Genomic DNA, 13,426 nt, shown 5'->3' with positions numbered 1-13,426 from the left:
TACTGGATCGTTCGCTAAAAATAAGCCCGTTAACTACTTATAATGTAAGTAGTTAACGGGGAAAAGTAAAGAAGGATGGAGCCAAAAAAAGAGAACAACAACCATTCCTTCGACTATCATCTGGCCTGCGCGTTAAAGGTAGTTGAAAAGGCGATTCTGGTCGGCTATTTCGAGTTCTGGATTTCCGAAAATGAGAAGCGAAAAAGTAGTCTTCATTTTCGGCAGGGAGAGTATTGGACCTACACGACAGTGCCGGAATTGATCAAGATATACCCTTACATGAAAGGATCGTCTGTGTACCGGTGGCTCGAACAACTCGAAGCAGATGGCTGGCTAAAATCGGCCCGCTTAAACGAGAAAAACATTGACCAGACTCGCTGGTATGGACGCGGAAAACGACTGATGGACTGGCTGAAAATCCCCATTTACCAAAATGATAATTCGGATTCTCAGAATGGTAAATGGAGTTCTCAAAATGATAATTCGGGCTACCAAAATGATAATTCGGATTCTCAAAATGGTAATTCGGCTATATATAAGGATACAGTTGTAAATGCAATTGTAAACCCAGTTGTAAACGCTCATAAAAAAAACGCGGGTGAGGGCGATGTTTTGGAGGTGGAGGCCGAAGAGGTTGTTCATGAAAACCCAGACGATGAAAACAACCCCAACCCCGTTGCGCGGGCCCCTTCCCCTTCGGAATTGAGTCCGGAGGATTCCGCCGAACTGGAGCGGTTCACCAATCAGCTTCAATCGGAACGGCGGGTATTGGAACACCTCAGCAAACACCATCAGCTGAGGGGGGAAGCGGCCCTGGAATGGATTGCCCTGTTTGTTTCGGAACAGTGGGCGTTTAAAAACCTGACTACCCGAAGCTATCCCGACGTGCTTAGACACTGCCTGCGCTGGATTAAAGACCAACTTTTTAGACTTCAAGCTGATGAGCAACGACAATCGAAATCTACAAACAACCGGAGGGCAGGCAGTCACCAAAGCCTCGCCCAAACCGGAAGTGAGCTTGATGACCTCGCTGGCCAGCTTTACGCCAATTGAGATTAGTCGGCAAAAGGAGCTAACGGATTCAGTCTACATCAACCTGCTGACGCTGCAAAAGAACCTGACCCTCGAGGTGGCCGCAACAGCCTCGACCGTTGCCCAGGTAACGCAGGTGCATGGTGAGCAAACCGTTGCCAAGCTGGTTTGTGCGATTTTGAAGCTGTTTAATGATGGCCTTAACACGACCCTGCAAATGGGAGCCCGTCAGTTGCTTGAGTACGCCAACATCTGGACTGAAACCTTTTCCAATGAGACCATTAAAGACCTCATCCTGTGTCTGAAACGCGTCAAGGCTGGCCGGTATGGTCCCATATTTAACCGGGTGGATGGCACAGTTATCAGTGATTTTTTTCGGAAATACCTCGAAGAGAAAGCAGACTGGTTAGCCGATTCTAAAGTGAAGCTTAAGGCTCAGCAGGCTAAATCAGGTAATGATCTGCTAACTGTGTTGTCAACGGCGACTGATAACGTGGAGGCCAAACAGCAGCTTGAGAAGATCAGGAAACTGACGTTAAAAGGCAAGCTATTGAAAACACCAGTTATCGACTACGGTCCCTATAAAAGTGATGCGACTTATACCAAATTCATCGGAGAGAATGCCCAGACGATTGCCTTTGAAGACCTTATCGATGTAAAAAAACGGGCTAAGGCTCAGAATCTGGAAGAGGTTTATGACATCGCCACTGCTGAGATCAACCGACGTGCCACTCAACTGGATCAAGAGTATCGGGACTACAAAAACGAGGGCGTAACCAATACCCCTCAATAACCTCAATTCTCACATGCTAGCCCCTTTTCAGCGGCCAACGCCCGCTTTGGGAGCGCTCATTCTAAACTGTCACCCACATGAGCAATTATCAGTTTCTAAAAGAGTATCAGGGCTTTCTGTCGGGCAAAATGGTACCGACGCCAAAAGCGGGTTTTTCGGTCAGCCGGTCAGAGATTCACCCCATTTGTTTCCCCTATCAGGCCGATGCCATTCAGTGGGGAGCCGAGGGTGGCCGCCGGGCAATCTTTGCGCATTTCGGACTGGGCAAGACCATCATTCAGCTGCAACTGGCCATGCTGTGTCTGGCCAAAAACGAAGGCAAAGCCCTTATCGTTTGCCCGCTGGCCGTCAAGCAGGAGTTCTACGAAGCCGCTGACATGCTGTCGACTTCGCTGACCTACTGCCGAACCCAGGCCGAAGTGGAAGCCGCTCAAACCCGCATCATCATCACCAACTACGAACGGGTACGGGATGGGGATATCCGGCCGGATTATTTCGTGTTTGCCAGTCTGGATGAGGCCAGCGTGCTGCGCTCGTACGGCTCGAAAACCTATCAGGAGTTTTTGGCCAAATTTCAACGCGTTCAGTTCCGGTACGTCTGCACGGCAACCCCTTCACCCAACAAATACAAAGAACTGATTCATTACGCCGGATTTTTAGGGGTGATGGATACCGGGCAGGCCCTGACCCGCTTTTTTAAACGCGATTCGACCAAGGCCAACAACCTGACGATCCATCCCCATAAAGAGCGTGAATTCTGGCTATGGGTCTCCTCGTGGGCGTTGTTCATTACCAAACCGTCCGATCTGGGCTATTCCGATGAGGGCTTTGCCTTAGCTAAGCTGCACCGGCACTGGCACCTGGTCAAGTTACCCAACGAAGAAAGCGCAGTCGACCGCGATGGCCAGTTAAAGCTGGTTCGGGATGAGGCCATTGATCTGCGGTCCTCTGCTAAGGAAAAACGGGATAGTATGGATGCGAGGATACTGCGGGCTACCGGCATTGTCGATGGGGAAGCGGATGATACCAGTTGGGTGATCTGGCATGATCTGGAAAAGGAGCGCGAAAAGCTGGAAGAAACGGCGGGTCTGCTGGGCTGGACTAGTTTTAAGTCTGTCTATGGCTCCCAGGATGAAGCCCTGAAAGAAAAGCTACTCATCGACTTCAAACACGGGAATTATCGAATCCTGGCTACCAAACCCTCAATTGCCGGACAGGGCTGCAACTTTCAGAAACACTGTTACAGTGCCATCTTTCTGGGGATCACCTACAAATTTAATGACATCATTCAGGCTGTCCATCGTATCCAGCGCTATGGCCAGACCCACGACTGTCACGTCCATTTTATCTATACCGATGCCGAGGAGCACGTTCGGCGGGAATTCGAAGCCAAATGGCAACGCCACGATGAGCTGGTAGCGACCATGACAGGCATTGTCAAGGAGTTTGGTTTATCCCAGACGGCCATGCTGGGGGAATTGAACCGCTCCATGGGGGTGGAACGGGAGGAGGTGAGGGGGGACCTATTCAGTGTGGTGCATAACGATTGCATTCTGGAGACGGCCAGCATGGAAGAAAACAGTGTGGGGCTGATTCTGACCAGCATTCCCTTTTCCAATCATTACGAATACACGCCCTCCTATAATGATCTGGGACACACCAATAACGATGATCATTTCTTTGCCCAGATGGATTTTCTGACGCCCAATCTGCTTCGGGTCCTAAAGCCCGGCCGAATAGCGGCTGTTCACGTTAAAGACCGGATCCTGTTTGGTTCGGTAACGGGAACGGGTATGCCCACGGTGAACCCCTTTCACATGAAGACTACGTTTCACTTTATGAAACATGGCTTTGAGTTTATTGGCATGATCACCATTGAAACCGATGTGGTGCGCGAAAATAACGGCACCTACCGGCTGGGCTGGACAGAGCAGTGTAAAGATGGGTCGAAAATGGGGGTGGGTTCGCCTGAATACCTGCTGTTGTTTCGCAAACTTCCCAGCGATACCAGCAAAGCCTATGCCGATGAGCCGGTTGTCAAATCCAAGGAAGTCTATACCCGTGGCCGCTGGCAGATCGACGCCCGCGCCAAATGGAACTCTTCGGGCAACACGTTGCTCACGCCCGAAGAGATAGCCGCCTGGCAGGTCGACAAAATTGCTTCCGTATTCATGGAGCGATCTAAAACGACCGTCTATGAGTATGCCGCTCACGTCGAATCGGCTAACGAAATGGACCGCCGGGGTAAACTGCCCGCTACGTTCGAGAGCCTGCGCGTAGCGGCCCGTACGGGTGGGGTGTGGGATGATGTGGTTCGGATGCACACGCTCAATAGCCGCCAGTCCCAGCATCGGGAGGAGCAACACATCTGTCCCTTTCAGATCGACATCGTAGACCGGGCCATTACCCGCTGGAGCAATGAAGGCGATGTGGTGTATGATCCCTTTGGCGGGCTGGGTACGGTAGGCAACCGGGCGATTCTGTTGAACCGGCGGAGTCGCTCCTGTGAGCTCAATCCGGATTATTTCCGGTGCAACGTAGCCTACCACCGTGAATCGGAATACAAGCGTCAGGTGCCTACCCTGTTTGACCTCTTACCCGCATGAACACCAACCTATTTGGGGAAGAACAGGGCCTGCCCGTTAAATTCCCCAAACTCCAAAAGCCAAAAACTAACCCCATGATCCGGGTGTATGGCGAGGGACCTGACGCTACCAAGTGCATCAGCTGTCAGCATCAGTTTTTCCGGGTGTTCGCCAGTAAGTATTCCAAATGTGAACTGTGGGATGTGAGTTCCAGTCCAAAGACAGACCACAATTCGAGGTATCATGCCTGTGGTAAATTTCAGGCTAAACCGACTGGAAACATCTGGGTAGTTTGTGTTTGTCAAACCTGTGGGTACCGGCTTAATCCGACACTGGAAAAGCAGGAACATCATGACAATCGAATGATTGGATTTGGCTGGAAATACATTGGCGTAGAGGATGGTGTAAACATATGGCAACGGCCTATTCAGTCCTGTTTTGCCTGTCCACCCAAGCCCAGGACCTCAAAAGCGAAACGTCGATGAGCAGCTTCATTCGCCTGCGCGGGCCACCGGATCCGCATACTCCCCACGTTAAGAATCCCGACCCGGCAGACCTAAAATTTAACCTATTCATTAATGTATATACCTATCTGGGCGGGATTCTTCACAGTTCTATTCACCTTCAAAATACTACGAGTATGATTACATTAACCGACATGTTCTGTGGCTGTGGCGGGTCCAGCGAGGGAGCCCGCAACGTTGCCGGTACCCACATTCAGTACGCGCTGAATCACTGGAAGCTGGCCATTGAAAGCCACAATACCAACCACCCCGACACGCATCATGATTGTGCCGATATTTCCGAAACCCATCCGGCCCGGTATCAGAAAACGACGGGCCTGATTGCTTCGCCCGAATGCACCAATCATTCACTGGCCAAGGGACAAAAGCGCAAGAATCTACACCAGCAGGACATCTTTCAGGATAAGGCGTTCGATGCCTCGGCGGTACGTTCGCGGGCTACCATGTGGGACGTTCCCCGCTTTGCCGAAATCCACAAATACGAGTTTGTGATTACGGAGAATGTGGTCGATGTTCGCATGTGGGTCATGTTCGATCCGTGGCTCAAGGCCATGCATGCACTGGGTTACCTGCATGAGTGCGTGTACCTGAATGCCATGTTTGCCCATGGCGAAGACATCAATGGGTTTGCCCCCCAGAGCCGGGATCGGATTTATATCGTATTCTGGAAAAAGGGCAATCGCAAACCTGATCTGGATATTCGGCCCAAAGCTCCCTGCCCACGCTGCGGAACGGTGGAGGCCATTCAGACGTGGAAACCCGGCCGTCGGTCAGGCAAATACAAAACGCAGTACACCTACCGGTGTTCGGTTTGTGCTACGCCCGTTCTTCCCTTTTACTATGCTGCACTGAACGCGCTGGATTTAAGTATTCCCATGATTCGGATTGGTGATCGGGCCAGTCGGGGCATGCAACCGCTTAGCCCTAACACCCAGAAGCGAATTCAGTACGGTCTGGATAAATACGGTATCCGGCCAACCATCATCGACCAGCGCAATCAGTCGGGTAGTGCATCGGCCCGAATTCGGGGAGCTGAAACGGATCCATTGAACGCTCAGTCCACGGGCTACAGTAGTTATCTGTTTGCACCCTTTCTGTTCAATATGGCCCATACCAAGGCCAAGAATCCAACCATGCGGGGTATGGATGAGCCGATGGTTACCCAGACCACACAGGAAAGTCTGGCCATGGTAAGCCCTCAGCCCTTTTTACTGGCCAATCGCGATTGTTCGCCAGCGAAGGCACTTACCGATGTAATCCACACCCAGACAACGGCCAATCAGGAAATACTGATTGCGCCACCGGGTTCATTCATTGTTACGAATCGGAAAACGACGCCCGCGCGTGATCCAAATGCGCCCCTGGCTACGATCACCGGCCAGCCCAATTCCATGTCGTTCATTGTGCCCATTCATGGGACGGCCCGCGCCAAGTCCAGTAACGAGCCGATGGAAACGGTCATGACAACCGGGCACAGTAGCCTGATCATGATGCCCTACCATGGCCAGCCGCAGGCGAATCATGCGTTTGAGGTTTGTTCGACCGTACCAACGAAAGATAGCATTGCCCTGATTGATGGAAAGCCTGAGATTGACGATTGCTATTTCCGTATGCTGCAACCTGCCGAAACGGCCAGAGCGCAGGGTTTTCCAGTCAACTATGCCATACTGGGTAATAAGTCTGAGAAGCAAAAGCAGATCGGTAACGCCAACCCACCCCCAACGATGGAACTGTTAGTGGCCCGTTGTGTCGCTTCATTGCTATGAACAACGTCACCATCACCACGGACAAACTGGCGGAAATTGAACTGATGGAGCTATAAGTATTCGACCTGTTCAATCGTAAGTGACACCGCTGCCAAAACTGGATCATACAAAGTAGATAGGTCAATAGATGGGGTCAGCAACCGAACAATGTCAGCTTGAAACTGAATGACAAACCAGTGTAAATGAAAGCCCGGTTGGCCTAGCCGATTAAAGGTTCGAATCAGGAGTTGATCGGTTTTGTCATTGGCCCGATCAACCAACCTGCTCAACTCGAGTTGAATCAAGTCCAGTTCAGATCGGCTAAAATCCTGGCCCCATGGCCGTGGCTTAATGCCGGGAAATATTGCCCGGTTGTAACTAAGGAATTGGATGTATTCTTTCAGCAGGTGTGATGGACTACTTTCTGAGATCATGAGGTTGGTGCGTTTTCGCATAGATAGCCTTCCTAATCCCCAACTGTCAAAAAAATGGCTCAAAATATATTAAACGTACCTGTTCTGTATCCATCTTATTCTCAATCGTATAGATCATGAGAAAGCAAAAAACCGTTGACGTCGGCAAATGGTACGTCACCATCATCGGCATAAAGCCGGATGCGCCGTCCTATGTATCGGATCACTTCAAATGTCCCGTTCGGGCTCAGGTTCGAAACAATGTGTTCAACCCGCCTAGTCCAATCATTTGCCATCCGCATGAGGCCCATTTGTGGAGAGCTGATTTCTTCATTTTCCAGAAAAAGACTTCATGAGAAAGCCCAAACCTAAACCCGATGGCCACTCCGTTGCCGCCTACCTGATTCAGATCGGTATTGAGCAACTGGAGAAAAGCCCCACGATGCGACGGCAGAGTCATATCAGCCTGGTTGATTTGCAGGCAGCACAGAAAGTACGGAGACGATTATTAAGACAGAAGCCCAAATGAATAAAGATAAACATCGCCAAAAAGCGGCACTCAAAGAATTCAAAAAGCCAGTTACTGCCTTTGAACAGATTGATTTGACGCAGGCTACTTATGTGCCTGATGGTATGACCAGAGCTTATCGGAACACACGGTACACGGTGATGGTCTATGACGACTCGCCAACGAGCCACGGTCCTGCGATTCGGGTAATGGTGCAAAAGCACGATAATACCTCAATACTGAAACACTGGTCAGAGATGCAACAAATCAAAAATGAAATCTTTGGTGGGGAGGTCACCGCAGTTGAGTATTATCCAGCCGTAAGCCAACTGATTGATAGGTTCAACATCTACTGGTTCTGGATTTTCCCTGAAGGTGTTTTGCCAATCCCAATACTATCCATTTAAGTGAAATCATGGCAAACGAAACCGATCAATACCCAACATGTAGGCGCTACAAAAGACTGGCCTTATCATGCTGGCAGTAAAGTCCCCTTTGTGTTCGTGTTGGCTAACTGGCACCCGATTACACCCGTTCCACAGACTGGCTTTCAGGGCTGGCGCTATACTGCACTTAGGCCATAAGATCGCTTAGACTTTTATGGGTCACCACAAATGGGAGAAACTTGTGCAACCTGTTTGAAAAGAAAGTCCTATAGTATGGCGGCTACAGGTTGTGAATAACTATTGTCGCCACCTGGTCCCTTGGCAGTTAATTTGACGGTATATGTCCCTGCTTTTTTGTAAACATTTACAGGTTCTTTTTCGGTCGAAGTCTGCCCATCCCCAAAATCCCAAGAGTATGAAGTGGCATTAACCGAGCTATTGTAAAATTTCACTGCACCTGGCGAATTGCTTATGCTAACATAGTCATACGAAAAGGAAACAGATGGTCTTGCCGTGACAGTATCCTTTTTAGAGCAACCTATAGTGGCACACAGGATTATCAGAATTGTGAATAAAGATTTCATGGCAACGGGATTGATTAAGGGTGTGGTTGATGCCTATAAGGCTAAATGTTGTCGGCAAAATAGATAAAGTATTTAGGAAAATCACTATTTGATAGGTTTATATTCAGTTGAATGTAAACCTATCAGCAATAATTTTTTGATGAAACGCTACACCTACGTAGGGGACCGCATGACCGATCCTGAATTGAAGGGTCAACTCTGCACGGCGGTGCTGCAAGACAATGACAAGTGCATACGGGGTCGAAACGGGAGTATGCTAGTTCAGTTCGATTCGGGGCGAGTTGCTACGGTTATTGGTCGACTGCTTCGGAAAGTGGATAAGTAAAGAAAACAGCCCACATCAAGTTGATATGGGCTGTCCTGATTATTCACTACAAATACATTCACGTGTAAACTAATAACCAAGTGTATTGGTAAGGCGCCCATATAGTAAGCGACCGGCCCAAAAGCTTATAGAAAATAGTATTGTTAAGGTAACAGTTGAATTGCTTCCTTTACCTTCGCCTGCATTCTGGCCAGTGCCCCGCTATTGCCCTGCTCAAAATCCAGCAGGTCCACCTTTGCATACAGGTTGATCATATTCCAGGCCTGCGTAAAGGGAGCCGGATCAGGAGACGATTCTACTACATTCCAGAGTAATTCCCGAAACTCGGTATAGCGTTGAACGACCGCTTCAGTTTCTGCTTCGGGTGTCAGGCGGAGTAATTTATCTTCTGCCAGCATCAGTTTCGCTATGGGCGAATTAGCTGGCCACCTTGGAAGGCTCATGGCGTTGAGATACTGTTCTACCAACAAATGTACGGGGAAAGCCAAGGCTATGCCCAATGATTACCTTCAGTATAATCGTTATTTAATTTTCTTATTTACATACAATCATGTCCTTTTTACGGATATGGCGGTATGGATATATTGGAAATGCCGATTCAATTCGAGTCGGCATTTTTTATGTGACGCTTTGCCAGTAATTCGTCTTAGCAGCAATAGCATTAAGTTACGGAGGTCTCAAAAGCCAGTCTCGTTGGGGCTGGCTTTTTTACTACAAAGAACACCGCCGATGGGAAGTAACGATACTAGCTGGGTATACCCATGTACTGTCTACCTTCGAGAGCGCAGGAAATAAATTAAGAATAGCCCGCCCTATTTTTTTAACGCCCTCAACTTATACCAACACAGAGATGAATCCATTTATCTACTTAACCTAATACGCCCAGTATGTCACGACTTACTTACCATATCGAATTGTCGCCAAAGCCCGACAAAACAGGGCGCTCGACAGTTAGTATACGCCTGCACATGAAAGGCCAAAAGCCGGGACGGGTGCTCACGCAGGTGAAAATAGATACCCCCGCTACCTGCTGGAACCCCAAAAAGACCTGGGGGCAGTGGGTCATTAAACACCCCGATAAAGATCGACTCAACACCCGGATCAAAAACGAACACAATCGAGTCGAAGATCAGGTGGAAAAGTGGCAGGCCGCCGAACCCACCGCCATCTTCTCGCCCCTGCTGCTGGCCGAACGCTTTCGGGCGGGTATTCCCGAGTTGTACTTCGAGTGGATCGATAAAGTATTGGTCGATGCCCAGGATCAGGCCTATTCTACCTATGTCAATAAGCGTAGCGCAGCGAATATATTCCGCACCTGGGCCGTGGCCGACTTACTCCTAGCCTCGGTTACCCCCGTCCTGGTTCGGCAGTATCAGGACTATCTGGTTAGGTCTGAGAAGGAATACGGGGGGCGGCGAGTAGGCTTAACCATCAACACGATGCTGGATCGGATGCATGTGCTCCACCAGGCCATTCTGATTAAAACGGGCATTTCCCCCAAGCAGGCGTTTCTTCTCTCCCCCTGGACGGATGTGATCCGATTGAAAGAAGTTAAAACGCAACGGGCTAAACTCCATGAAACAACGATCGAACAGGTGGCGGACTTACGGGTCACCAGTCGGCACTGGCGCATCACCCCTACGGAGGCTTTCCAGATCTGGATGCTGGCTCACCTGTTTGCGGGGATGCGTTTTTCGGATGTGATCCAGTTACGCTATGCTCATTTTACGCTGGATGCTGAGGGGCATCCAACCCAGTTGCGTTACCGCATGTTAAAAACAGGACACCTGGTCCACATGCCCATTTTCGAGGAAGCTCGTCAATTACTTCAGCTCTGGTGGAGGGCAGATGCTGGTTCGACCGACTACTTACTACCCTACATGGATAACCAGGGGGTGTATGCCAAACTTCTCACTTATGATGACTACAAGGCCGCTTCCTTTGCCATCAAGCGAAAACTCTACAACACCATCGTCCACTGGAACCGCAAGGTGAATCTGAGCCTGAGGCCGCTTAAGCAGGCAGCGGGTTTAGCGGATAAGCTGACGATGCACAATGCCCGGCATAGTTTTGCGGATCGGGCCCGTCGAATGATGCAGCAAGGGGGAAAACTAACCATGTATGATATCCAGATGATGCTGGGCCACAGCCGATTCAAGACTACCGAAATCTACACCAAGGATCTTCAGGAACCGGATTTAATTAATCCCATGCAAGCTATATTTGGCGACCATCAGGACTAATAGTGTAGTCTAGCTGCGAGACAAAAGTTGTTACCTTTTACCAACTCTTCGTCAAAAAGGTACTTTCTCCAAAAAGTAACCTATAAATGCTAAAAGCCTGACCGATAGTGGTCACTCATCAATACTTCACTCTAGGGAGGGTGAATACTAGAAATGCTGATTCTGATGGGGTCAGCATTTTTTGTGTTAGGAAGTCCTAGTTCGTCGATAACTAAATAGACAGTTTATTGTATTTGATTTGCAACATATATAACAAAAGTATAATATAGCGGTTGATTGATTTTTGACACCGCTATGATAGACCACATAGACCATATTGAGGAAGGGGATATGGTGAAGGCAACAGCTTCATCCAGATACTTGATTCCCTTTTTTTCCAGTCTGGTACAAGGTGGTTTTCCAAGTCCCGCTGAGAATTACATCGAGAAGGTCTGTGATCTGAATGACCTCTGCATTACCAATGCCGAAGCGACCTACTTCGTCAGGGTCACGGGGGATTCGATGACGGGTGACCGCATCGAGCCGGGCGATGTGCTGATTGTGGATTGTTCCCGCCCGCCCGCCGATGGCAAGATCGTCATTGTCTGGTACGACGGGGGCCACGCCGTCAAGCGGATTCGGTATGTCGATAAGCTAATTGTCTTGGAGTCCTCCAATCCCCGGTACTTACCCATCTACGTACACCCAGGGGAGAATTTTAGTGTACTGGGAGTCGTTACGTTCAACCTGCAAAAGTTCTAGCCATGTTCGCCCTGGTCGATGCCAACAATATGTACGTGAGTTGTGAGCGTAGCTTCAATCCGGCCCTGGAAGGCAAGCCCGTGATTGTGCTCTCGAACCGGGATGGGTGCGTAGTGGCCCGAAGTAACGAAGCCAAGGCGCTGGGCATTAAGATGGGCACTCCCTATTTCCAGACGGCTGACCTGCGGGAGCAGCATGATATTCAGGTATTCAGTAGTAACTACACCCTGTATGGCGATATGTCAGCCCGGCTAATGAGCACACTGGCCCGGTTCGTAGAGGACGTCGAGGTGTATTCAATCGACGAAGCCTTCCTGCAAATCGACGGCTATGATAGTATCTATCCATCGTATACAGGCCTGGGTCAATCCATTCGGGATACAGTCAAACAGTGGCTCCGCATTCCGGTTTGCATCGGCTTTGGCCCCACCAAAACACTCGCCAAGGTGGCTAACCGCATCGCCAAGAAACGCCCGGAACTACATGGTGTATGCGTGTTGTCAGGCGAGGAGGAAATTAGTGAGGCTCTGGCTGGGTACGCCATTGATGATCTGTGGGGTGTTGGTTACCGCTATGCCAGAGCGTTAAAATCGCATGGTGTCTCGACGGCGGCCCAGCTTCGGGATGTGAATGACGAATGGATCAATAAGATCATGACCGTCAACGGGCTTCGCCTGGTGCATGAACTGCGGGGCTTTCCCTGCAAGCTGCTCGAAGTGAATCCACCGCCCAAAAAAGCCATCTGTGCCGCTCCCAGTTTTGGCAAATTAATTCCTGATCTGGAAACGATTGCCGATGCACTGACCGCTCATCTCACCCGCGCGGGTGAGAAACTGCGCCGTCAGGATTCGCTCTGTGGTACTATCACCGTCTTTCTGCATACGGATCGCTATCGAAAAACGCCCGGTAATGGATTGCCCGCCAGGCAGTATTACAATTCACGAACTGTAGAGCTTCCTCATCCGACCAGTTCGACGGCGGAGCTGAACCGCTATGCCCAGGCGTCGCTGAAGGCCATCTTCCAATATGGCTATAACTTCCAGAAAGTAGGCATTATCCTGACCAATCTGGTACCCAGTGATTACCGACAACGGGGCATTTTTATTGATGGTCCCGATGAGCGGATGATCAAACTGGCTGCGGTCGTTGATAAACTTAACCGTCGCTTTGGACAGGACAAACTGCGGCTTGGTTCCCAACTCTACAATCCGGATTGGCCCATGAAGCAGGAATACCTGTCGAAACGTTATACAACTGATTGGAAAGAAATCCTGACCGTACGATGAAGCCAGTCATTTCACCCGGTGATCGGGTCAGTGTGGAAATCCGGGTGCAGGGCTACTACCGGGGCACCCAGAAAGGAACGGTGCTAAGGTGGACCGAATCCGGGCGCATCTCAGTCAAGCTCGATGGAAAGGGGGAGGTAAAGAATGTATCGCCGGATCAGGTGAAGAAAGTGGCGGATGGATAGGAAATAGGAGCTAGGAATATTTTTACCCCAAAATAGCAAAATAAATACCAATATATATTGGTATTTGGGAAAGGAT

At 49.7% G+C, this 13,426-nt stretch carries 17 protein-coding genes; 14 read left to right on the top strand and 3 right to left on the bottom strand.

Translation table 11 applies throughout. From position 1 onward, the window contains the following. Positions 1-75 precede the first annotated feature (75 nt). From EXU85_RS20540 to EXU85_RS20520, 5 genes are all read left to right on the top strand, one after another. The gene (locus tag EXU85_RS20540; protein ID WP_142773885.1) at positions 76-1,053 is read left to right on the top strand and encodes a hypothetical protein; all 978 of its coding nucleotides are present in this window, start codon (positions 76-78) and stop codon (positions 1,051-1,053) included. Continuing rightward, positions 1,019-1,825, top strand: coding sequence for a hypothetical protein (locus EXU85_RS20535; protein ID WP_168207835.1), 807 nt, complete (start codon positions 1,019-1,021; stop codon positions 1,823-1,825). The genes EXU85_RS20540 and EXU85_RS20535 overlap by 35 nt, the downstream gene beginning before the upstream one ends. Positions 1,826-1,902: 77 nt before the next feature. After that, positions 1,903-4,431 carry a DNA methyltransferase gene (locus EXU85_RS20530; protein ID WP_142773883.1) on the top strand — a complete coding sequence of 843 codons (2,529 nt, stop codon included), beginning with the start codon at positions 1,903-1,905 and terminating at the stop codon, positions 4,429-4,431. Next, the gene (locus EXU85_RS20525) at positions 4,428-4,895 is read left to right on the top strand and encodes a hypothetical protein (RefSeq protein WP_142773882.1); all 468 of its coding nucleotides are present in this window, start codon (positions 4,428-4,430) and stop codon (positions 4,893-4,895) included. Before EXU85_RS20530 ends, EXU85_RS20525 begins: the two co-directional genes overlap by 4 nt. Next, positions 4,823-6,700, top strand: coding sequence for a DNA cytosine methyltransferase (locus tag EXU85_RS20520; RefSeq protein ID WP_142773881.1), 1,878 nt, complete (start codon positions 4,823-4,825; stop codon positions 6,698-6,700). Before EXU85_RS20525 ends, EXU85_RS20520 begins: the two co-directional genes overlap by 73 nt. A gap of 50 nt (positions 6,701-6,750) precedes the next feature. Here EXU85_RS20520 and EXU85_RS20515 read toward each other — a convergent pair whose 3' ends face one another. Then, complete coding sequence (locus EXU85_RS20515; protein ID WP_142773880.1) at positions 6,751-7,134, bottom strand: hypothetical protein; 384 nt, start codon at positions 7,132-7,134, stop codon at positions 6,751-6,753. Positions 7,135-7,229: 95 nt separating this feature from the next. On the opposite strand from EXU85_RS20515, the gene EXU85_RS20510 reads away from it, so the two are divergent. Genes EXU85_RS20510 through EXU85_RS35425 form a run of 4 tightly spaced genes read left to right on the top strand, consistent with a single transcriptional unit; the run spans position 7,230 to position 8,184 of the window. Further along, complete coding sequence (locus tag EXU85_RS20510) at positions 7,230-7,448, top strand: hypothetical protein (protein ID WP_142773879.1); 219 nt, start codon at positions 7,230-7,232, stop codon at positions 7,446-7,448. After that, positions 7,445-7,621: a hypothetical protein gene (locus EXU85_RS35430; protein WP_168207834.1), complete on the top strand. Its 177-nt coding sequence runs from the start codon at positions 7,445-7,447 to the stop codon at positions 7,619-7,621. The genes EXU85_RS20510 and EXU85_RS35430 overlap by 4 nt, the downstream gene beginning before the upstream one ends. Then, positions 7,618-8,007 carry a hypothetical protein gene (locus tag EXU85_RS20505; RefSeq protein WP_142773878.1) on the top strand — a complete coding sequence of 130 codons (390 nt, stop codon included), beginning with the start codon at positions 7,618-7,620 and terminating at the stop codon, positions 8,005-8,007. The genes EXU85_RS35430 and EXU85_RS20505 overlap by 4 nt, the downstream gene beginning before the upstream one ends. Continuing rightward, a complete protein-coding gene (locus EXU85_RS35425; RefSeq protein WP_168207833.1) occupies positions 8,008-8,184 on the top strand; it encodes a hypothetical protein in 177 nt (58 codons plus the stop codon). A 68-nt stretch (positions 8,185-8,252) separates the two neighbouring features. On the opposite strand, the gene EXU85_RS36070 is transcribed toward EXU85_RS35425, so the two are convergent. Beyond that, entirely contained in the window at positions 8,253-8,570 is a 318-nt protein-coding gene (locus tag EXU85_RS36070; protein WP_142773877.1) for a PKD domain-containing protein, read from the bottom strand. 139 nt (positions 8,571-8,709) lie between these two features. On the opposite strand from EXU85_RS36070, the gene EXU85_RS20495 reads away from it, so the two are divergent. Then, a complete protein-coding gene (locus EXU85_RS20495; RefSeq protein WP_142773876.1) occupies positions 8,710-8,895 on the top strand; it encodes a hypothetical protein in 186 nt (61 codons plus the stop codon). A gap of 143 nt (positions 8,896-9,038) precedes the next feature. Here the strand turns inward: EXU85_RS20495 and EXU85_RS20490 are convergent, their stop codons facing one another. After that, entirely contained in the window at positions 9,039-9,338 is a 300-nt protein-coding gene (locus EXU85_RS20490; RefSeq protein WP_142773875.1) for a hypothetical protein, read from the bottom strand. Between the two features lie 444 nt (positions 9,339-9,782). Here EXU85_RS20490 and EXU85_RS20485 point away from each other — a divergent pair, with 444 nt between their 5' ends. The 4 genes from EXU85_RS20485 to EXU85_RS20470 all read left to right on the top strand — a co-directional run bounded on the left by EXU85_RS20485 (position 9,783) and on the right by EXU85_RS20470 (position 13,350). Next, positions 9,783-11,138: a tyrosine-type recombinase/integrase gene (locus EXU85_RS20485; protein WP_142773874.1), complete on the top strand. Its 1,356-nt coding sequence runs from the start codon at positions 9,783-9,785 to the stop codon at positions 11,136-11,138. Between the two features lie 294 nt (positions 11,139-11,432). Next, positions 11,433-11,879: a LexA family transcriptional regulator gene (locus EXU85_RS20480; RefSeq protein WP_142773873.1), complete on the top strand. Its 447-nt coding sequence runs from the start codon at positions 11,433-11,435 to the stop codon at positions 11,877-11,879. A 2-nt stretch (positions 11,880-11,881) separates the two neighbouring features. Further along, positions 11,882-13,165, top strand: coding sequence for a Y-family DNA polymerase (locus EXU85_RS20475; RefSeq protein ID WP_142773872.1), 1,284 nt, complete (start codon positions 11,882-11,884; stop codon positions 13,163-13,165). After that, positions 13,162-13,350 carry a hypothetical protein gene (locus EXU85_RS20470; protein ID WP_142773871.1) on the top strand — a complete coding sequence of 63 codons (189 nt, stop codon included), beginning with the start codon at positions 13,162-13,164 and terminating at the stop codon, positions 13,348-13,350. Before EXU85_RS20475 ends, EXU85_RS20470 begins: the two co-directional genes overlap by 4 nt. Positions 13,351-13,426: the final 76 nt, after the last annotated feature.

Source organism: Spirosoma sp. KCTC 42546, from assembly GCF_006965485.1.
Lineage (GTDB): Bacteria > Bacteroidota > Bacteroidia > Cytophagales > Spirosomataceae > Spirosoma.
The sequence above is the reverse complement of the archived record's forward strand: the minus strand, read 5'-3'. Positions and strand labels throughout refer to the sequence as shown.

Coding starts and splice junctions, on each gene's coding strand:
- EXU85_RS20515 (WP_142773880.1), bottom strand. CDS start 7,134: ATGCGAAAACGCACCAACCTCATGATCTCAGAAAGTAGTCCATCACAC.
- EXU85_RS20505 (WP_142773878.1), top strand. CDS start 7,618: ATGAATAAAGATAAACATCGCCAAAAAGCGGCACTCAAAGAATTCAAA.
- EXU85_RS20520 (WP_142773881.1), top strand. CDS start 4,823: ATGGCAACGGCCTATTCAGTCCTGTTTTGCCTGTCCACCCAAGCCCAG.
- EXU85_RS36070 (WP_142773877.1), bottom strand. CDS start 8,570: ATGAAATCTTTATTCACAATTCTGATAATCCTGTGTGCCACTATAGGT.
- EXU85_RS20475 (WP_142773872.1), top strand. CDS start 11,882: ATGTTCGCCCTGGTCGATGCCAACAATATGTACGTGAGTTGTGAGCGT.
- EXU85_RS20495 (WP_142773876.1), top strand. CDS start 8,710: ATGAAACGCTACACCTACGTAGGGGACCGCATGACCGATCCTGAATTG.
- EXU85_RS20540 (WP_142773885.1), top strand. CDS start 76: ATGGAGCCAAAAAAAGAGAACAACAACCATTCCTTCGACTATCATCTG.
- EXU85_RS35430 (WP_168207834.1), top strand. CDS start 7,445: ATGAGAAAGCCCAAACCTAAACCCGATGGCCACTCCGTTGCCGCCTAC.
- EXU85_RS20470 (WP_142773871.1), top strand. CDS start 13,162: ATGAAGCCAGTCATTTCACCCGGTGATCGGGTCAGTGTGGAAATCCGG.
- EXU85_RS20530 (WP_142773883.1), top strand. CDS start 1,903: ATGAGCAATTATCAGTTTCTAAAAGAGTATCAGGGCTTTCTGTCGGGC.
- EXU85_RS20485 (WP_142773874.1), top strand. CDS start 9,783: ATGTCACGACTTACTTACCATATCGAATTGTCGCCAAAGCCCGACAAA.
- EXU85_RS20490 (WP_142773875.1), bottom strand. CDS start 9,338: ATGAGCCTTCCAAGGTGGCCAGCTAATTCGCCCATAGCGAAACTGATG.
- EXU85_RS20510 (WP_142773879.1), top strand. CDS start 7,230: ATGAGAAAGCAAAAAACCGTTGACGTCGGCAAATGGTACGTCACCATC.
- EXU85_RS20480 (WP_142773873.1), top strand. CDS start 11,433: ATGATAGACCACATAGACCATATTGAGGAAGGGGATATGGTGAAGGCA.
- EXU85_RS20525 (WP_142773882.1), top strand. CDS start 4,428: ATGAACACCAACCTATTTGGGGAAGAACAGGGCCTGCCCGTTAAATTC.